Raw genomic sequence first — 17854 nt, 5'->3', positions numbered from 1 at the left:
GGCGTATCGATCATGCGTAAGACTGCCCTTCTCGCTTTACTTTGCCTGTCCGGCCTGACTCAGGCCGCCCAGATGCCAGTGGCCGCCCTGCCGGGTGGCGTGTTGGTCTACAAGGACGTGCAAAGCATTCGTGAGCGCAAGTTTGCCGACATTGTCGAACAGAAAACCGATTTCAGCTGCGGTGCCGCCGCACTGGCCACGGTGTTACGCCAGGCTTATTGGCTCGACGTCGATGAGGAGCACATCATCAAAGGCATGCTGGTCCACGCTGACCAGGACCTTGTTCGTACTCAGGGTTTCTCCATGCTCGACATGAAGCGCTACATAGAAAGCATCGGCATGCGCGCCAGGGGCTACAAGATTCCATCGGAGAAGCTAGACGCAATCACGATTCCGGTGGTGGTACTGATGGACATTCGCGGCTACAAGCATTTCGTGGTGTTGCAGCGTGCGGACAAGGATTGGGTTTACATCGGAGACCCGGTTCTAGGGCACAAACGCTACAGCCATGGTGACTTTGTCAAAGGTTGGAACGGCATTGTCTTTGCCATCGTCGGTCCCGGATACGACAAGGCCAATGCCTTGCGCAGCCCGCCGACACCGCTGACGGCCAAGAACAAGCTGGATGGCTTCAACCCGGTCAAAGATGCTGAATTGATGGATTTCGGGTTCATACAGAGCGACTTCTTTTAATCGCCGATTATAAAGATTGGGACTGGATGTCCCGGGAGCAGCAAATGAAAACCTCATACTGGCTGGCCGCCGCCTGCCTGGCAGCGAGTGCGTCAGGCTATGCCAATGCAGGATTCAAACCTATAGAAATAAAGGACCAGGAGCTCGCCGAGCTACGCGGTCGTTATGTCATGCCGGGGCGGATCATCAGCTTCGGCATTGTCATGAGCAGTACTTGGCGCAACGCCAGTGGTGATTTGATCGGCGCATCGACGTCGATGCAACTTCAGGCAGCAACCGTAAAACCAGAATTCTATGTCCAGACGATCAAGGAACATGGCAACGGCAATGCCCTCGCAGCGGGTACCGGCACGATTACCGGTGGCGCCGGCCTCAACAGTAGCCAGGGCGTGACACAAAGCGTGCGCGCCGCCGGCGACAGCAACACGGCTTATAACAACGTCGCGATCAATGTCTCCGAAGCCAAACAGGCACCGGCGCTAATGCCCGCTCAGGGTCAAGCCTTGATGGCCGGACAAACCATCGGAGGCAGCAACGCCGCCGGCAGCGTGGCGGTTTCGGCCACCGGCAGTGGCGTTCAAATGGCCATTCAGGCCTCCGGCAATCAGGGCACCTCACTGCAACAAGTCGCACAGGGTGGCTTGCTGCAGAACACTCGCTTGCTCGGCAGTGCCAACGTGGTGAATAACATGACCCAACTCAACGTTGTACTGAACAATAACGGTATGAGCGCCGGAGCACTGGACTGCAACCTGACTCAGCTCAGGGCACTACGCAATATCGGATATTGAACTACGCTGAGTCTCGATCATTGGGCTTAAAGGGACGGCTTATTCATGTATCGATCAGTATCACTGCGCGCTGCTGTATGTTTGAGCGCTCTTCTACCGGCGACGATGCTGCAAGCTGCACCTGACGCCGATTTAGAAGCTCTGAAACAGGAACTTCTGGAGCTTAAGCAACGATACGAAGTACAACAAAAAGCCTTGGCGGTACTCGAGCAGCGAGTCCGCCAGGTCGAAGATCAACCCGCCGCTCCACCACCCAAACGTCTGGCCAAGTCACCGTCCGACATGAAAGGCAATCCGAAAGTGGCCACCGGTACCGGGGCTGCAGCCGCTTCGGGGGGCGCTGCCGGGGGCAGTGGCGCTTCCTACGGGCAGTCGCTGGCCGATGATTCGCAACCGGCGCAAAGTGTCTCCAACCTGTATGACGAGGCCAGTGGCTTCTTTGGTGGCGGCAAATTCAGCGTTGAAACCGGCATCACTTATTCGCGCTACGACACCCGCCAGTTGATCCTCAACGGGTTCCTGGCGCTGGATTCGATCTTCCTCGGCAATATCAACCTGGACCGAATCAAGGCGGACACCTGGACGCTCGATCTCACCGGCCGCTACAACTTCGATAACCGCTGGCAATTCGACTTGAACGTGCCGGTGGTCTACCGCAGTTCGACTTATCAATCCGGCGGCGGCAATGGCGGCGCTTCCAACGTCACCACCGAACAGGACGTCGACCGCGATCCAACCATCGGTGACGTGAACTTCGGCATCGCCTACAAGTTCCTCGACGAGTCGGTCAATACCCCGGACGCCGTGGTGACCTTGCGCGTCAAGGCCCCCACCGGCAAGGACCCGTTCGGCATCAAGCTGCGCCAGACCGATGCCAACTCGAACCTGTTTGTGCCTGACACCCTGCCCACCGGCAATGGTGTCTGGTCGGTCACCCCCGGCATCTCGCTGGTCAAGACGTTCGACCCGGCCGTGCTGTTCGGCAGCCTGTCCTACACCCATAACCTGGAGGAGTCGTTCGACGACATCAGTTCCACCGTCAACCAGAAAAACCCGGGCAAGGTGAAGATCGGCGACAGCTTCCAGATCGGCGCAGGTATTGCTTTTGCGCTGAATGAAAAGATGAGTATGTCGTTCTCGATGTCTGACCTGATACAGCGCAAGAGCAAGCTGAAACAGGATGGCGGCGATTGGCAATCGGTGGTGTCCAGTGACGCCAACGCCGGTTACTTCAACGTCGGCATGACCATTGCGGCCACCGACAACCTGACCATCGTGCCCAACCTGTCCATCGGCTTGACGGACGATGCCCCGGACTTTTCCTTCAGCCTGAAATTCCCGTACTACTTCTAAAGCAAAAGCAAAGATCGCAGCCTGCGGCAGCTCCTACAGGGTTTACCTATGTAGGAGCTGCCGCAGGCTGCGATCTTTTGATCTTCGGTTTTAACGAATCTGATGCTTGTGCAGCAAACGGTAAAACGTCGGCCGGGAAACGCCGAGCACTTTTGCCGCAACGCTGAGGTTGTCACTGTGCCGGTTCAACACATCGCAAAGCGCCTGGCGTTCGGCGCGGGTCTTGTAGTCCTCAAGCGTGCCCATGGGCGTGGCGATCGAGTGCTGGCTGATCAGCCCCAGATCACGTGCTTCGATCTGCCGCCCTTCAGCCAGGACCAAGCCGCGACGCACGCGGTTGGCCAGTTCACGCACATTGCCCGGCCAGTCATGTTTGCCCATCGCAATCAGCGCATCTTCACTGAAACTGCGCGGTCGACGCCCGGTTTCGTGGCTATAAAAGTGGGAAAAGTGGTTGGCCAGCATCGACAGATCACCATGGCGCTCTCGCAACGGCGCCGTGACCACTTGCAGAACGTTGAGCCGGTAATAAAGGTCTTCGCGAAAACGCTTCTTCTCGATCGCCGCTTCGAGGTCGACGTGGGTCGCCGCCAGAACGCGGACATCGACAGGGATCGGTTGACTGCCACCGACCCGCTCGATGTGTTTTTCCTGAAGAAAACGCAGCAGGTTGGCTTGCAGCTCCAGCGGCAGATCACCGATTTCATCGAGAAAGAGGGTGCCTCCGTTGGCCGCTTCTATGCGCCCGACCTTGCGCTGATGAGCGCCGGTAAATGCACCTTTTTCGTGGCCGAACAGCTCGGACTGAATCAGATGCTCGGGAATAGCGCCGCAGTTGATCGCCACAAACGGCTTGCTGTGGCGCTGAGACTGCCGATGCAGCGTGCGCGCGACCAGTTCTTTACCGGTGCCGCTTTCGCCGCGGATCAACACCGGCGACTCGGTGGGCGCCAGTTTGCTCAGCAATTTACGCAGCTCGCGGATCGGTTTGCTGTCGCCCAACAGTTCATGCTCGGGCTGATCCACATGGATCGTGCCCTGGCCACGCAGGCGCGCCATGCCGAAGGCGCGACCGAGGGTAACTTGCACCCGCGAGACGTCGAACGGCAAGGTGTGAAAATCGAAAAACCATTCGCAGACGAAGTCACCAACATTCTGCAAACGCAGGACTTCCTGATTGAGCACAGCGATCCATTCAGTGCCGCTGCGGCTGATCAGTTCCTTGACGGCTTCGGGACGTTCCAGGTGAAACGGCTGCAAACGCAGAAGGCCGACGTCACAGGTGCGGTCGGCAGCGTTTTCCAGCGTACAACTGTCGACATCCCATCCCACCGCGCGCAAACCGGGCAATAGTCGATGACAGTCGTCACACGGATCGACCACCAATAAACGTCGTAACGCAGGCGCTTCACTCATGACTGTTCCTTGGCGCCAAATTATAGGAAATGATTGTAAAAACAGTCATTTGGCAGACCTGGCTGTAACATTAGCAAGATTTTGACAGCGCCTTGTATCAATTGCTTATAGGTGTGCAGGCAAACTCGTTATAAGTGGCTCGGTTGTTAGTTAGCTATCGACTTACTTCCTCTTACAGAGCTTTCACCAGGCTTTCAAAAACTCCCGGACAAGCCGGTAAATGAAAGAAAGTTGAAATTTCTTTGTTTCAGGTGTGACCTGCTCCCCGGTTGCGTGCATCAGTACAAGTAACCAGCCGCACGGTAAGCCCAACCGACGGCACATCATTTGATTGGGCACGACAGAGAGAAGACCCCATGACCGCCCCGCTCCGTATCAACGAAGCTCTTTTGATTGCCAACCACGCGTTCAAACCTTTCCAGTGCGTGGCCTGGGCGCCTCAAGACGGCAATGGCGAACTGAGCCTGACCGTGATTGATCGCACCAATTCCCATATCGGTCGTAAACAGATTCCAAGCAGCGCCTACTCCGATCCTGCACAGCTTGAGCAACTTCTGCAGCAAGCCCGCGCCGAACTGAGCGATGAAGGTTACACGCTGCAATCCTGGTCGATGCCACACTAATAGCCGGGTGATGCGGATGACGTTCAAGTCATCCGCCCTCCTCTTGTTAGTTGCTCTTTCTATTTTTTTCATCCGCACTTCTGTACAACTTTCCGTAACGGGTCCCAGCATAATTGCTTGGCAGGCTCGCTATTGGTTCAAAAAGACACTGTTCTGGCACAGTGTGACCCTCCACCTGTTAGTTCTAACAGTTGTACTTCCTCTTGTTCAGAGGTTGAATGTTCCGCTCATGCAGTTACCGCCGGTTCCCGGTATTGGTCAACTCGCAAGGAGACGCGTGCATGTCCACTCTGAACGCTTTTGCGCTGCCATCGTTATCGAACGATGCCGGTCAACTCGACAAAACGTTTGCCGTCAACGGCGTCGCTCAAGTGTATTTCGCGGGTAGTTTGTCCAGCCTGACTCAGGATGTTGCGCTCGATGCGCAGGGCAGGATTCTGGTGGCGGCCAAAGTCGGGGTGGCCGCAGGCAGCCGTTTCGGCCTTGCGCGGCTGCTCGCGGATGGCTCCGCAGATTTGTCCTTCGGCGAGCAAGGCAGCGTGATCGACACCTTTGCGCATGGGTTCGACGCCACGGCCAGCAAAGTGCAAGCATTGCCCGATGGGCGAATCCTGTTGGCCGGCCTGCATTATGAAAACAGCCATCGCACCCTGCCCGCCCTCGCCCTGTTCGATGCGCAAGGTAATCCGGAGCAAATCTTTGGTGACAATGGTCGGCAGGTGGTTCGCCTGCCGGGCGATTTGTCGATGGGCACCCGCGACACCTGGCTACCGCCCGGCGTGCCCGGTGCCGAAGCCTGCGACTTTGCGGTACAGGACGATGGCCACATTCTGTTGATTGCCAACCATCACTTCGAACTGGCCGACCATGCCGGGATGTTGATTCGCCTCAAACCCGACGGTAGCCTGGATGAAACCTTCAACGGCCGTGGCTTCGTGATGATCCGTCATTTGCTGCTCAATACCTGGCTCAATAGCCTGCTGCTTCAGGAAGATGGGCGAATCGTGGTAGCAGGATCAATCGATTTTCCTCAGCAAGGCTTGTTGGCCCGTTACCTGCCCGATGGGCGTCTTGACGAACGTTTTGCGGTGGACGGCTTCATGGCGTTCACTGCCAACGGTCAAAGTGCCCAGGTCAGTCAGGTTCTTGAGTCCACGAACACGCTGCACTGCTTCGGCAGCAGCCGCGATCCGATCCGCTGCCTGGCGTTCAGTCTGCATCCCAATGGCCGCCCGGACTTGCATCGCAACAACGGCCAGCCGCAACTCCTGGAAATCGGTCCCAGCGGCTGCCAGTGGAGCGCCGCCCAACGCATGGCCGACGGTCGCATGATCGCCGTAGGTGCAACGATTGGTGGGGTGGAAGCTGATTTCATCGTTGCCCGCTACTGCGCAAATGGCAGCCTGGACCCGAACTTCGGCCAAGACTGCGGATGGCTGCGCACACGGCTGGGACGCAGTCTCGACACCGCAAACTCGCTAGCCGTGCAAACGGACGGCGCAATTGTGGTTGGCGGCTATTCGCTGGATGGCAACTACCGGGCAATGGTTGTGCGGTATCTGAATCCCTGAGAGCTTGATCTTCCTCGACACATCCGGCAACTTGCGCGCTTCTTAAAACAAGGAGCAACCGATGTCCGGTTCAATGGCCCAGGCGTTCGCGCAAAACTTTCTCGGGCATTCGCCACGCTGGTACAAGGCGACCATCGTTGGCTTCCTGATCCTCAATGCGCTCGTGCTGTTCACCGCAGGTCCGGTCGCGGCGGGTTGGCTGTTGGTGATCGAGTTCATCTTCACTCTGGCCATGGCCCTCAAGTGCTATCCGCTGATGCCCGGCGGACTGCTGCTGATCGAAGCCCTGCTGTTGAAGATGACCACGCCGCAGGCGCTTTACGATGAGCTGGTACACAACTTCCCCGTGATCCTGCTGCTGATGTTCATGGTCGCTGGGATCTATTTTATGAAGGATCTGCTGCTGTTTTTGTTCTCGCGGCTGTTGTTGGGCGTGCGTTCGAAAGCGGCGCTGGCGCTGATGTTCTGCTTTCTCTCGGCATTTCTGTCGGCATTTCTCGATGCATTGACGGTCACCGCCGTGATCATCAGCGCCGCCGTGGGTTTTTATTCGGTCTACCACCGCGTGGCGTCTGGCAACGATCCGCGCCAGGACAGCGGGTTCAGCGATGACCAACATCTGCCGACCTTGCACCACGAGGATCTGGAACAGTTTCGCGCCTTCCTGCGCAGCCTGCTGATGCATGGCGCGGTCGGTACCGCGCTCGGTGGTGTATGCACCTTGGTTGGTGAGCCGCAGAACCTGCTGATCGGCCATGAAATGAGTTGGCACTTCGCAGAGTTTTTCCTGAAAGTCGCGCCGGTATCCTTGCCGGTATTGGCAGCCGGTCTGGTGACTTGCGTATTGCTGGAGAAACTGCGCTGGTTCGGTTACGGCACGCTGCTGCCGGACAACGTTCGCGCCGTGTTGGCCAATTACGCGGCCGAAGATAATGCCGAGCGCACCTCGCGTCAGCGCGCGGCGCTGCTGGTGCAAGGCGCCGCGGCGTTGATTCTGATCGGTTGTCTGGCCTTTCACGTTGCTGAAGTTGGCTTGATCGGTTTGATGGTAATCGTGTTGATCACCGCGTTTACCGGTATCACTGACGAGCACCGTCTAGGTAGCGCATTCAAGGACGCCATGCCGTTCACCGCGTTGCTGGTAGTGTTCTTTGCCGTGGTGGCGGTGATTCATGATCAACAGCTGTTTGCACCGCTGATCGAGTGGGTGCTGGCACTGCCGGTCGATCAACAACCGGGTATGCTGTTTATCGCCAATGGTCTGCTGTCGGCGATCAGCGACAACGTGTTTGTCGCGACCATCTACATCACCGAAGTGAAACAGGCGTTCCTGGCCGGGCACATGAGCCGCGAGCACTTCGAGACGCTGGCAATTGCGATCAACACCGGTACCAACCTGCCGAGCGTGGCCACACCGAAGGGTCAGGCGGCGTTCCTGTTCCTGCTGACCTCGGCCATTGCGCCTTTGGTGCGGTTGTCTTATGGGCGGATGGTGTGGATGGCGTTGCCGTACACGATCGTGATGGGCCTGCTCGGCTGGTACGCCGTTAGCTACTGGCTCTGATCAACACCAAATAAACCAGTGGGAGCGAGCCTGCTCGCGAAGAGGGAGTGACAGACAACGGATTCGTTGAATGACACACCGCTTTCCCGAGCAGGCTCGCTCCCACATTGGGTTTTCCGGTTGGGTCAGCGCGGCAGGATGTATTTCTCGATCGCCTGAGCCACGCCGTCTTCGGTGTTTGAGCCGGTGACAATATCCGCCTGACGCCGCACCGCCTCTTCCGCCTGCCCCATGGCAATCGACAGTCCCGCACAATGGAACATCGCCGGGTCGTTGCCACCATCGCCAATCGCCGCCGTCTGTTCCAACGGGATGCCGAGATGCGCGGCAATGGTTGCCAGCGCCGTGCCCTTGTTGGCCTCCAGCGCCGTGACGTCGAGATACACCGGCTGTGAACGCGAGACCTGCGCCATGCCGTTGACCTTCGGTAACAGGCGCGCTTCCAGTTCGATCAGAAACTCAGTGTTGTTGCTGGTCGCGACAATCTTGTCGATGCGCTCCAGGTACGGTTCAAAGCTCTCAACCACGACTGGCGGATAGCCGAGACCGTGCTGCTCACGCGACACCATCGGCCCATGCGGGTCTTTGACCAACCAGTCGCCGCCACTGAACACCCACACTTCGACGTCTGGCTGGTCAGCGAACGTCGCCAGAGCAATCAGTGCGGTCGTCGCCGGCAGGTAATGCGCAACCAGCAAACTGCCGTCCGGATTGACGATGGTGCCGCCATTGAATGCCGCAGTTGGCAGGTCCACGCCCAAGGCTTCAATCTGCTGCAACATCGCTTTCGGCGGGCGCCCGGTGGCGAGGCTGAACAGCACGCCGGCCTCGCGCAACGAACGAACAGCGTCGATAGTGCGCTGGCTCAGTGTGTGATCGGGCAGCAACAACGTGCCGTCCATGTCGCTCAGGAGAAAACGGATCGGATTACTCATCCGAGGCCGTGCCAGACGCGACCATCGCGAGTCAGTAGATCTTCGGCAGCCTGCGGGCCGTCTTCACCGGCAGCATACGTTTGAATGCTGGCATCCTGCTGCCACGCATCGAGGAACGGTTGCACCGCACGCCAGCCGTTCTCGATGTTGTCGGCGCGCTGAAACAACGTCTGATCGCCGGTCAGGCAGTCGTAGATCAGCGTTTCATAGCCGGTCGACGGTTGCATCTCGAAGAAATCCTTGTAGGCAAATCCCAGCTCGATGTTGGCCATGTTCAGCGCCGGCCCTGGCCGCTTGGCCAGCAGGTCGAACCACATGCCTTCGTTGGGCTGAATCTGGATGCGCAGGTAGGTGGGCTGCAACTCGTCGACTTCGGTATCGCGGAACTGCGCATAGGGCGCTGGTTTGAAGCAGATGACAATCTCGGTATCACGCACGCTCATGCGTTTGCCGGTACGCAGGTAGAACGGCACGCCGACCCAGCGCCAGTTATCGATCATCACTTTTAATGCGACGTAGGTTTCAGTGCTGCTGTCGGGCGAGACGTTGGCCTCTTCGCGGTAACCGGGCAGCGCTTTACCGCCGACTTCACCAGCGCTGTACTGGCCGCGTACTGAGTTGGCGCGCGCCTCTTCAACAGTCCATGGGCGAATCGCGCCGACTACTTTGGCCTTCTCGCCACGCACGGCATCGGCGCCGAACGCCGCCGGCGGTTCCATGGCGACCATGGCCAGCAACTGGAACAGGTGATTAGGCACCATGTCACGCAGTGCGCCCGTGTGCTCGTAAAAACTGCCACGGGTTTCTACGCCGACGGTTTCGGCGGCGGTGATTTGTACGTGGTCGATGTAATGGTTGTTCCAGAAGGCTTCGAACAGGCTGTTGGAGAACCGGCTGACCAGAATGTTCTGCACGGTTTCCTTGCCCAGGTAATGGTCGATCCGATAGATCTGCTTCTCGGACATCACCTTGAGCAGGCAGGCGTTCAGCGCTTCGGCGGTTTGCAGATCGGAGCCGAACGGCTTCTCGATCACCACCCTTCTGAACGCATCAGGGGTCTCTTCCAGCAGTTTGGCGGCGCCGAGACGACGCACCACTTCGCTGAAAAAACGCGGAGCAGTAGCCAGGTAAAAGACCGCATTGCCGGTGCCGCTGTCGGCGATTTTCGCCGCCAGGGCTGAATAAGTGCTGTCGTCGAGGAAGTCGCCCTGGACGTAGCTGATACCTTTGGCGAGCTTGGCCCACAAGGCCGGATCAAGCATCTGATCGCCCTTGCCGACCTTCGCCGCCACTTCGGTACGGATAAAGTCTTCAAGCTTTTGCGCGAAGGCTTCATCGGTAATGGCGTTGTGGTCAACGCCGACGATCCGCAGACCATCGTCAAGCAAGCCGTCGCGACTGAGGTTGTACAGCGCCGGCATCAGCAGGCGCTTGACCAGGTCGCCGTGGGCACCGAACAGAAACAGCGTGGTCGGTGGTGCGGGTTCTGCCTTGGATTTTCTGCGGATCGTATGGGTCATTTCTTCGGTGTCTCCACATGGCCGCCGAAGCCGAAGCGCTGGGCCGAAAGAATCTTGTCGCCAAAGGTGCCCTGGCCACGCGAGCGATAACGCGAGAACAGCGAGTTCGACAACACCGGCACCGGCACCGCTTGCTCCATGGCCGCTTCGATGGTCCATTGACCTTCGCCGCTGTCAGCCACCGAACCCGAGAAACCGTCGAGTTTCGGGTCGCTGGCCAGCGCGTCTGCAGTCAGGTCGAGCAACCACGAGGAAACTACGCTGCCACGACGCCAGACTTCGGCAATGTCCGCCACGTTGAGGTCGAAACGCTGATCTTCCGGCAGGCGCTCGCTCGATTTGGTCTTGAGAATATCGAAGCCCTCGGCGAAGGCCGCCATCATGCCGTACTCGATGCCGTTGTGGATCATCTTCACGAAGTGCCCGGCACCGGCGGGACCGGCGTGGATGTAGCCGTGCTCGGCACGGTGGTCATCGGACTTGCGATCCTTGGTGCGCGGAATGTCGCCCATACCCGGGGCCAGAGCGGCGAACAGCGGGTCGAGACGCTGCACGGTTTCGGCGTCACCACCGATCATCATGCAGTAGCCGCGTTCCAGGCCCCAGACGCCACCGGAGGTGCCGACGTCGATGTAGTGCAAGCCCTTCTCGGCCAGGGTCTTGGCTCGGCGAATGTCATCCTTATAGTTGGTGTTGCCGCCGTCGATGATGGTGTCGCCGGCTTCAAGCAGGTTGCTCAGGGTTTCGATGGTGTCTTCGGTCGGTGCGCCGGCCGGCAGCATGACCCAAACCGCGCGCGGCTTGTCCAGGCCGGCAACCAGTGCTGGCAAATCGGCAACGCCAGTAGAGCCCTCGGCGACCAGGTTATCGATGAAAGCGGTATTGCGGTCGTAAACAACGGTGGTGTGACCGTTGAGCATCAGGCGCCGCGCAATGTTACCGCCCATGCGGCCCAGTCCAATAATCCCGAGTTGCATGTGCTGATGCTCCTTACTACAAATAAATGTGTGTCAAAGGTTATAGCCCAACGCGACTAATGGAGGTTAGTCCAGAGCGTCGGGATGAAGTTTCCGGGCATTGTGCCCGATTCAGACTGATAACGCGCTGAATCGTGCCGAAGACACACCGACCATGAAAAATAAAAAAGTTCCCTTGAGAGGCAAAAGAAACCAAAATTGGTGCCGATAGTAAGTCAGCACCCCAGAACGGGGGCTATTTACAGTTGAGACACGCCATTTGCGAGGTGAGCAATGGGCACAGTACACACAGCAATGCCGCCACAAACCCTGTACGTCACTATTCGTCGTGATGAATTGCGCCAGTTGAAGGACGAACGCGACCAATTGAAGCAGGAACTGGCGCAGTTGCGCGCGTTGACCCAGGGCGTTCAGCCCAAACCGCTTCCGGTTGTTCAGCGCCACCCGCACGCCTGATCTCCCCGCCTGATCCGGGAACGGCAAACGCTGTTCCCGTCATGTTGCACCTCTGGCCGCTTCGGCAGTAATTAACAAAACTTTCACATTCCCTTCGTGATACTCCGCCCCTATTCTGGCCGTACCCTCGCGTACGGCCTCCGTTCGTCGGCTTCACGGATGTCCCGGCGGTGGTAGTTACGATTGAGCTGGAGCGCCGAATGGCATTGTTCAAACGCAGCAAAACGACTGCGACAGGTTTCGACTGGGCCGGTTTTATCTGGCTGTTTGTGTTCTTCTGGTACTTCTCGGGTATTACCCAACTGCTGATTCAGATCACCGGCACCTCCGGTTTCACCGGGTTCCGTCAGGCGTTCGTGATGAGCGCGATCTGGCTGGCTCCGATGCTGCTCTTCCCCAAGCGCACAAAACTGCTTGCCGGCATAATCGGTCTGGTGCTGTGGGCCTGTTCGATGGCCAGCCTGGGCTACTTCTTTATCTATCAGCAGGAGTTTTCCCAGAGCGTCATCTTCATCATGTTCGAATCGAACGTGTCCGAAGCCGGCGAGTACATGACCCAGTACTTCGCCTGGTGGATGGTTCCGGCGTTCCTCGCTCATACCGCGTTTGCCTATTTCCTGTGGACTCGCCTGCGCCCGGTGTACATGCCCCGTGGCCGCGCCATGGTCGCTGCCGCCGCCATCGTGATCGCGGTGGTCGGCTATCCGCTGGTCAAGCAAACCCTGCGCATGGGCAACTTCGCTCAGGGTTTCGAGAAGTTCGAAACCCGCATCGAGCCCGCCGTGCCATGGCAAATGGCCGTGGCGTATCACCGCTATCTCGACACACTGGCTGACATGCAGGGCATGCTGCACAGTGCGAGCAAGATCCCGCCACTGAAAAACCTCAAGACTGTCTCGGCCGATCAGCCATCGACCCTGGTGCTGGTGATTGGTGAGTCGACCAATCGTCAGCGCATGAGCCTGTACGGCTACCAGCGCGACACCACACCGGAACTGGACAAACTCAAGGATCAACTGGCGGTATTCGACAACGTCGTCACCCCGCGTCCTTACACCATCGAGGCGTTGCAGCAAGTACTGACGTTCGCCGACGAAGAAAATCCGGATCTGTACCTGTCCACGCCTTCGCTGGTCAGCATGATGAAACAGGCGGGGTACAAGACCTTCTGGATCACCAACCAGCAGACCATGACCAAGCGCAACACCATGCTCACGACCTTCTCCGAGCAGGCTGACGAGCAGGTATACCTGAACAACAACCGTAATCAGAACGCCGCCCAGTACGATGGCGACGTGATCGAGCCGTTCAACAAGGCCCTGACGGATGCGGCGCCGCGCAAGCTGATCGTCGTGCATCTGCTCGGCACCCACATGAGCTATCAGTACCGTTATCCGCCGACCTTCGACAAGTTCAAGGACCGCAACGGGGTACCGGCCGGCGTGCGTGACGACCAGGTGCCGACCTACAACAGCTACGACAACGCCGTGCTGTACAACGACTTTGTCGTGTCGAGCCTGATCAAGGATTACGCCAAATCCGATCCGAACGGTTTCCTGCTGTATCTTTCTGACCACGGCGAAGACGTGTTCGACTCGGTCGGCCACAAAACCCTTGGCCGTAACGAAAACAAACCGACGGCGCCGATGTATACCATTCCGTTCATGGCCTGGGCCTCGCCGAAATGGAAGGAAAACCATGACTGGAACTTCGCTTCCGACCTGCAGCGACCGTACAGCAGCTCGCACCTGATCCACACTTGGGCCGACATGGCCGGTTTGAGTTTCGATGAACTGGACCGCAGCAAGAGCCTGGTGAGCGACAGCTTCAAGGTTCGTCCACTGCTGATCGGCGACCCGTATCAAGCTGACCAGCGAGCGCTGATTGATTTCAGCCTGATGAAGCCGAAACCCGCCTCACCCGCACCCGCGGATGTCGCGCAAAAGTAATACCGCGAAGGGGCCGAAACCGGCCCCTTTTTCATGCCTGCAACATTTTCAAATAACAATATTTCTCGTTTGATACTAAATCGCACAACTGCGCTTCGTCTTTGAACAAACGGAATTTTTCCCTCGAAGACAAGGAGTCGGCTGCGATGTTCGCGCCCATTACCCGTTCCATGACCCTCACTCTCGGCCTCTGCGGCGCCGCACTGAGCCCCGATCTGCTGGCGGAATCCGAAGCGGAAAAACAGTCGGAGCCTGCCGCCACGGCGTTGGAACTGGCATCGACCAGCGTCACCGCCCAAGGCCTTGGCAGCAACACCGAAAACACCGACGCCTACACCACCGGTGCCATGAGCACCGCGACGCGGATGAACCTGTCGATCAAGGAAACCCCGCAATCGGTGTCCGTGGTCACCCGCCAGCAAATGGATGATTTCAAGCTCGGTACATTGTCCGAGGCCATGGGTCAGACCACTGGCGTGGTGGTGCAGCACCTTGACTCGGATCGGGTCAACTATTCGTCGCGCGGCTATTCGATCACCAACTTCCAGATCGACGGAATGCTCAACACCTTCGATCGCATGAAGACCGATGCCGACACCATCATTTACGACCGCATCGAAGTGGTTCGCGGTGCAACCGGCCTGACCACCGGCGCAGGCGATCCTTCGGCGACCATCAACATGGTGCGCAAGCGTCCGACGGCGCAATGGCAGGCGCTGGCCGGGGTCAGCGGCGGCAGTTACGACAATTACTACAGCTACGTGGATGTTGGCGGCCCGCTGGCCTTCGATGGCCGCCTGCGTGGGCGCACGGTAATGGCTTATCGCGACAGCCAGTCGATCCGCGACAAGTACGCGCTGCAACGCGAGGTCGGCTACGGGATTCTTGAAGCAGACTTGACTGATTCCACCGTGCTGGCGGTGGGTTATGACTATCAGGATAAACAGGTGCAAGGGTCGTCATGGGGTACCGTGCCCTATTGGAATGCCGACGGCAGCAAGGCAAAACTGGGCCGGTCGACCAACATGGCGACGTCCTGGAGCTCTTGGCCACTCAAGGACAAAACCGCGTTCGCCACACTGGATCAGGAACTGGCGGGAGGCTGGCGTGTGAAAGCGGCCTACACCCACCGCACCAGCGATGTCGACGGCAAGATCTACTACGGCGGCGCCGGTTATCCCGAGGCTGACCGCAGCGGCATGGTCGCCTACACCTCGCACATGATCGGCACGCAGAAAATGAGCGTCTATGACTTCAACGTCTCTGGTCCTTATTCGCTGCTCGGCCGCGAGCACGAATTGATGCTCGGTTATGGCGAAGCCGAACACCGCTCCTATGCCCCGAAAACCTTCACCGGCAATCTTCCCGCCGATTACGGCAAGATCCGCGACTGGAAGTACATGGGCAACATCGGAAAATTTCCCGACACCGTCAGCGATTTGACCGGTTCAAGAGGCAGCACCCGGCAAAAGGACGGCTACGTTGCCACGCGCCTGAGCCTGACTGACGATTTGCATGCCGTGATCGGCAGTCGTTACGGCAGTTGGGAAGGCAAAAATGCCGATTACTACTATGACGATAATCGGCAACTGACCCGCGTTGACACGACTCATCAGCAGCAGAACGACATCTGGACCCCCTATGCCGGCCTGCTCTACGACTTGACCCCGCAATACACCGCTTACGTCAGCTACACCGATATTTTCAAACCGCAGAACAACCGCGACAGCAGCCGCAAATACCTGGAACCGGTGGTTGGCAGCAATTACGAAGTGGGGCTCAAGGGCAGCTTGCTGCAAGAGCGGCTGAACGTTGCAACGGCGCTGTTCTGGAGCAAGCAGGAGAACGTTGCCGAGCGCGACAATTCCGTCCCGCCGGATCCGGCCACTGGCGAAGAGTTCTACAAATCCGGCGGCAAGGGCAACAAGGTCAACGGCTTCGAAGCCGAGGTCTCCGGCGAAATCCTCGACGGCTGGAACATGACTGCCGGTTACACCTACACCCATTCGGTAAACGGCGATAAACAGCGCACCAATGAAAAAGCGCCGCTGAACCTGTTGCGCATTTCCACGGCTTATCGTTTGCCGGGCAACTGGCAGGCATTGACCGTGGGCGGTGCGGTGAACTGGCAAAGCAGCATCTATGGCGATGCGAAACGCCCCGTCGGTCGCGATGCAGCCGGTAAGTTCATCACTGAAAGCACCCGGATCAACCAGGGCGCGTACACCGTGGTCAAGTTGATGTCGCGCTATGCCATCGACAAAAACCTCTCGGCCTCGCTGAACGTCGACAACCTGTTCGACAAGAAGTATTACGAGAACGTCGGTTTCTACAACGGCGTGTACTGGGGCGATCCGCGAACCGTGACGTTGAGTCTGGACTGGAAGCTCTGACAGCGCTGCAAGACTGAACCTGTTGGGGGATAACCCTCCTCCAACAGGTGTTAACCCCGAGTTAATTCCCGCCGCACAAACTTCCTCCCGAAGTCTGCTTCATGGACGAACGGCTCCCACTTGTTCAGTAGGAGGCACCATGAAAATCACCACTGCAATCCTTGCCGGGCTACTCGCCCTTGGTTCCGCCAGCGCCTTCGCCGAAGGTGGCGCAGAACGCATGCGCTATTACTACGACAACTTCCCGGTACACCACGCGCAAAGCGAGCAATCGAGCGACGCCAAAGCGAAAGAAATCCGGGTTCCAGCCGATCAGACGGCGCAAGTGACCGAGTCCTATCGCGACTGAGTTTTTATCGAGCAACCGATGGACCTCCCACGACTGTGCGCAGGATGGGGAGATGACAGTTGGGCGCCCTTTTCGGGCGCCTTTTTTATGCCTGCAGATCCTTGATCCAGAACAGCATGCGCCCGTGATTCGGGTCGAACATGCCAGGCGCAAAGCCGAACTTGCTGTAGGCGTTTTGCGCAATTGCATTGCCTTCCAAGACTTCAAGAGTGATCTTGCAGCAGCCGCGCTGCCGGGCGATTTCCTCGACCTTGCGCAGCATTTTCTGACTCAGCCCCAAACCGCGAAACTTGCTCATCACCGCCACATCGTGGACGTTGACCAACGGCTTGCAGGCGAAGGTGGAAAAGCCCTCGAAGCAGTTCACCAGCCCGGCCGGCTCGCCGCCGACAAACGCCAGCACGCTGAATGCATGTGCTCGCCGCGCCAGTTCTTCAGGCAACCGGCGCAGCAATTCAGGGTCGATCGGGTGACCGCCGCCCATGGGGTCTTCTGCATAGTGATTGAGCACCACGCCGATGGCCTCGGCGTGCAGTGGATTGGTGTAACTGGCTTGAAGCACAAGAATTTCTGCGGAATCCATTTCCATCCCCAAACACACAAAAGCCCCAACGCGCAAAGTGCTTGCTGAAAGGCTCTCCGACCTTAGCGCGAGCATGATGCGAAAAGCAAAATCAAAAGATCAATGCCCCCAGACCAGCTCCTCGGTCCAGCCCAGTTCAGCGAAATCCACGGCTCGTAATCCGGCCTCGCCTACGCAGAAAAACTCGTCCAGTTGCGGAGGCTCCACCGATGTATCACTGAGCATCGCGTGGACCTGGCCCCGGTGATGGATCTGGTGCTCGAACAGATGCGAAAGCATGCGCAGACGACTGTCGTGCTGCGGGGTATCGCGGGCGATGGTCACGATACGTCCAAGATCGGCATCGCGCAGTTGCTCGCAATAAGCGATCAACCGCCGGTCTACATGGGCCTGTTCTTCGCGCAATCGAGCAGCGTCGGTAAACGGCTCGTCAGCGTTGAAAAACACATAACAGTCCGGGTGTGGCTCATCACCGCGCAACTCGCGCTCCAGCGCATCCACGTAGAACCAGTCGCACGTCAGGATGTGATTGAGGGTCAGGCGGATGCCGGGAAAGAAACTCACCCGTGGCGCTGTCAGTGCTGCGTCGTCGAGTTGCGTCCATGCCTTGGTCAAGCGGTGATTGGCCCAGGCATTCTGGTAAGCCATGGTCAGCAGATGATGGGATAACGGCTGAGTCAT

16 protein-coding genes are annotated in these 17854 nt (G+C 58.2%); 10 read left to right on the top strand and 6 right to left on the bottom strand.

The window, feature by feature from the left end; translation table 11 throughout:
• Positions 1 to 12: 12 nt before the first annotated feature.
• The 3 genes from fapD to fapF are packed head-to-tail and all read left to right on the top strand — an operon-like array spanning position 13 to position 2837.
• Positions 13 to 693 carry a fibril amyloid maturation endopeptidase FapD gene (gene fapD, locus ACA074_RS13645; protein ID WP_187678370.1) on the top strand — a complete coding sequence of 227 codons (681 nt, stop codon included), beginning with the start codon at positions 13 to 15 and terminating at the stop codon, positions 691 to 693.
• 44 nt (positions 694 to 737) lie between these two features.
• Positions 738 to 1484 (top strand): fibril amyloid subunit FapE, encoded by a 747-nt coding sequence (gene fapE, locus ACA074_RS13640; protein WP_497679260.1) that lies wholly within the window; start codon positions 738 to 740, stop codon positions 1482 to 1484.
• A gap of 45 nt (positions 1485 to 1529) precedes the next feature.
• The gene (gene fapF, locus ACA074_RS13635; protein WP_497679259.1) at positions 1530 to 2837 is read left to right on the top strand and encodes a fibril amyloid transporter FapF; all 1308 of its coding nucleotides are present in this window, start codon (positions 1530 to 1532) and stop codon (positions 2835 to 2837) included.
• A 90-nt stretch (positions 2838 to 2927) separates the two neighbouring features.
• Here fapF and ACA074_RS13630 read toward each other — a convergent pair whose 3' ends face one another.
• Positions 2928 to 4253 (bottom strand): sigma-54 dependent transcriptional regulator, encoded by a 1326-nt coding sequence (locus ACA074_RS13630; RefSeq protein WP_187678367.1) that lies wholly within the window; start codon positions 4251 to 4253, stop codon positions 2928 to 2930.
• A 356-nt stretch (positions 4254 to 4609) separates the two neighbouring features.
• Here ACA074_RS13630 and ACA074_RS13625 point away from each other — a divergent pair, with 356 nt between their 5' ends.
• The 3 genes from ACA074_RS13625 (at position 4610) to nhaB (ending at position 8011) form a co-directional block, all read left to right on the top strand.
• A complete protein-coding gene (locus ACA074_RS13625) occupies positions 4610 to 4876 on the top strand; it encodes a hypothetical protein (RefSeq protein ID WP_095188991.1) in 267 nt (88 codons plus the stop codon).
• Between the two features lie 281 nt (positions 4877 to 5157).
• On the top strand, positions 5158 to 6447 hold the full coding sequence (locus ACA074_RS13620; RefSeq protein WP_497679258.1) for a delta-60 repeat domain-containing protein: 1290 nt from the start codon (positions 5158 to 5160) through the stop codon (positions 6445 to 6447).
• A 61-nt stretch (positions 6448 to 6508) separates the two neighbouring features.
• Positions 6509 to 8011 carry a sodium/proton antiporter NhaB gene (gene nhaB, locus ACA074_RS13615; protein ID WP_497679257.1) on the top strand — a complete coding sequence of 501 codons (1503 nt, stop codon included), beginning with the start codon at positions 6509 to 6511 and terminating at the stop codon, positions 8009 to 8011.
• Positions 8012 to 8136: 125 nt separating this feature from the next.
• On the opposite strand, the gene ACA074_RS13610 is transcribed toward nhaB, so the two are convergent.
• From ACA074_RS13610 to gnd, 3 genes are read right to left on the bottom strand one after another with little or no spacing between them, the layout of a single operon-like run.
• A complete protein-coding gene (locus ACA074_RS13610; protein WP_497679256.1) occupies positions 8137 to 8946 on the bottom strand; it encodes an HAD family hydrolase in 810 nt (269 codons plus the stop codon).
• Positions 8943 to 10466, bottom strand: coding sequence for a glucose-6-phosphate dehydrogenase (gene zwf, locus ACA074_RS13605; RefSeq protein ID WP_401267431.1), 1524 nt, complete (start codon positions 10464 to 10466; stop codon positions 8943 to 8945). Before zwf ends, ACA074_RS13610 begins: the two co-directional genes overlap by 4 nt.
• Entirely contained in the window at positions 10463 to 11443 is a 981-nt protein-coding gene (gene gnd, locus ACA074_RS13600; RefSeq protein WP_187678362.1) for a phosphogluconate dehydrogenase (NAD(+)-dependent, decarboxylating), read from the bottom strand. The genes zwf and gnd overlap by 4 nt, the downstream gene beginning before the upstream one ends.
• 273 nt (positions 11444 to 11716) lie before the next feature.
• Between gnd and ACA074_RS13595 the strand changes: the two genes are divergently transcribed.
• From ACA074_RS13595 to ACA074_RS13580, 4 genes are all read left to right on the top strand, one after another.
• Entirely contained in the window at positions 11717 to 11899 is a 183-nt protein-coding gene (locus ACA074_RS13595; RefSeq protein ID WP_283436578.1) for a DUF6026 family protein, read from the top strand.
• A gap of 200 nt (positions 11900 to 12099) precedes the next feature.
• Positions 12100 to 13848 carry a phosphoethanolamine transferase CptA gene (locus ACA074_RS13590; protein WP_497679255.1) on the top strand — a complete coding sequence of 583 codons (1749 nt, stop codon included), beginning with the start codon at positions 12100 to 12102 and terminating at the stop codon, positions 13846 to 13848.
• 146 nt (positions 13849 to 13994) lie between these two features.
• Complete coding sequence (locus ACA074_RS13585) at positions 13995 to 16241, top strand: TonB-dependent siderophore receptor (RefSeq protein ID WP_497679254.1); 2247 nt, start codon at positions 13995 to 13997, stop codon at positions 16239 to 16241.
• A gap of 139 nt (positions 16242 to 16380) precedes the next feature.
• Positions 16381 to 16590, top strand: coding sequence for a hypothetical protein (locus ACA074_RS13580; RefSeq protein ID WP_401267424.1), 210 nt, complete (start codon positions 16381 to 16383; stop codon positions 16588 to 16590).
• A gap of 85 nt (positions 16591 to 16675) precedes the next feature.
• Here the strand turns inward: ACA074_RS13580 and ACA074_RS13575 are convergent, their stop codons facing one another.
• A complete protein-coding gene (locus ACA074_RS13575) occupies positions 16676 to 17173 on the bottom strand; it encodes a GNAT family N-acetyltransferase (protein WP_187678356.1) in 498 nt (165 codons plus the stop codon).
• A 99-nt stretch (positions 17174 to 17272) separates the two neighbouring features.
• Complete coding sequence (locus tag ACA074_RS13570; RefSeq protein ID WP_497679253.1) at positions 17273 to 17854, bottom strand: DinB family protein; 582 nt, start codon at positions 17852 to 17854, stop codon at positions 17273 to 17275.

It is taken from the genome of Pseudomonas sp. LBUM1655 (assembly GCF_059716085.1).
This window is presented reverse-complemented; position numbering and strand designations above follow the sequence as displayed.

What these genes read in the sequence shown, in the direction of transcription:
- ACA074_RS13630 (WP_187678367.1), bottom strand. Translation starts at nt 4,253, where the DNA reads ATGAGTGAAGCGCCTGCGTTACGACGTTTATTGGTGGTCGATCCGTGT.
- fapD (WP_187678370.1), top strand. Translation starts at nt 13, where the DNA reads ATGCGTAAGACTGCCCTTCTCGCTTTACTTTGCCTGTCCGGCCTGACT.
- ACA074_RS13620 (WP_497679258.1), top strand. Translation starts at nt 5,158, where the DNA reads ATGTCCACTCTGAACGCTTTTGCGCTGCCATCGTTATCGAACGATGCC.
- ACA074_RS13585 (WP_497679254.1), top strand. Translation starts at nt 13,995, where the DNA reads ATGTTCGCGCCCATTACCCGTTCCATGACCCTCACTCTCGGCCTCTGC.
- ACA074_RS13610 (WP_497679256.1), bottom strand. Translation starts at nt 8,946, where the DNA reads ATGAGTAATCCGATCCGTTTTCTCCTGAGCGACATGGACGGCACGTTG.
- ACA074_RS13570 (WP_497679253.1), bottom strand. Translation starts at nt 17,854, where the DNA reads ATGACTCAGCCGTTATCCCATCATCTGCTGACCATGGCTTACCAGAAT.
- ACA074_RS13625 (WP_095188991.1), top strand. Translation starts at nt 4,610, where the DNA reads ATGACCGCCCCGCTCCGTATCAACGAAGCTCTTTTGATTGCCAACCAC.
- ACA074_RS13575 (WP_187678356.1), bottom strand. Translation starts at nt 17,173, where the DNA reads ATGGATTCCGCAGAAATTCTTGTGCTTCAAGCCAGTTACACCAATCCA.
- gnd (WP_187678362.1), bottom strand. Translation starts at nt 11,443, where the DNA reads ATGCAACTCGGGATTATTGGACTGGGCCGCATGGGCGGTAACATTGCG.
- ACA074_RS13590 (WP_497679255.1), top strand. Translation starts at nt 12,100, where the DNA reads ATGGCATTGTTCAAACGCAGCAAAACGACTGCGACAGGTTTCGACTGG.
- ACA074_RS13595 (WP_283436578.1), top strand. Translation starts at nt 11,717, where the DNA reads ATGGGCACAGTACACACAGCAATGCCGCCACAAACCCTGTACGTCACT.
- fapE (WP_497679260.1), top strand. Translation starts at nt 738, where the DNA reads ATGAAAACCTCATACTGGCTGGCCGCCGCCTGCCTGGCAGCGAGTGCG.
- ACA074_RS13580 (WP_401267424.1), top strand. Translation starts at nt 16,381, where the DNA reads ATGAAAATCACCACTGCAATCCTTGCCGGGCTACTCGCCCTTGGTTCC.
- fapF (WP_497679259.1), top strand. Translation starts at nt 1,530, where the DNA reads ATGTATCGATCAGTATCACTGCGCGCTGCTGTATGTTTGAGCGCTCTT.
- nhaB (WP_497679257.1), top strand. Translation starts at nt 6,509, where the DNA reads ATGTCCGGTTCAATGGCCCAGGCGTTCGCGCAAAACTTTCTCGGGCAT.
- zwf (WP_401267431.1), bottom strand. Translation starts at nt 10,466, where the DNA reads ATGACCCATACGATCCGCAGAAAATCCAAGGCAGAACCCGCACCACCG.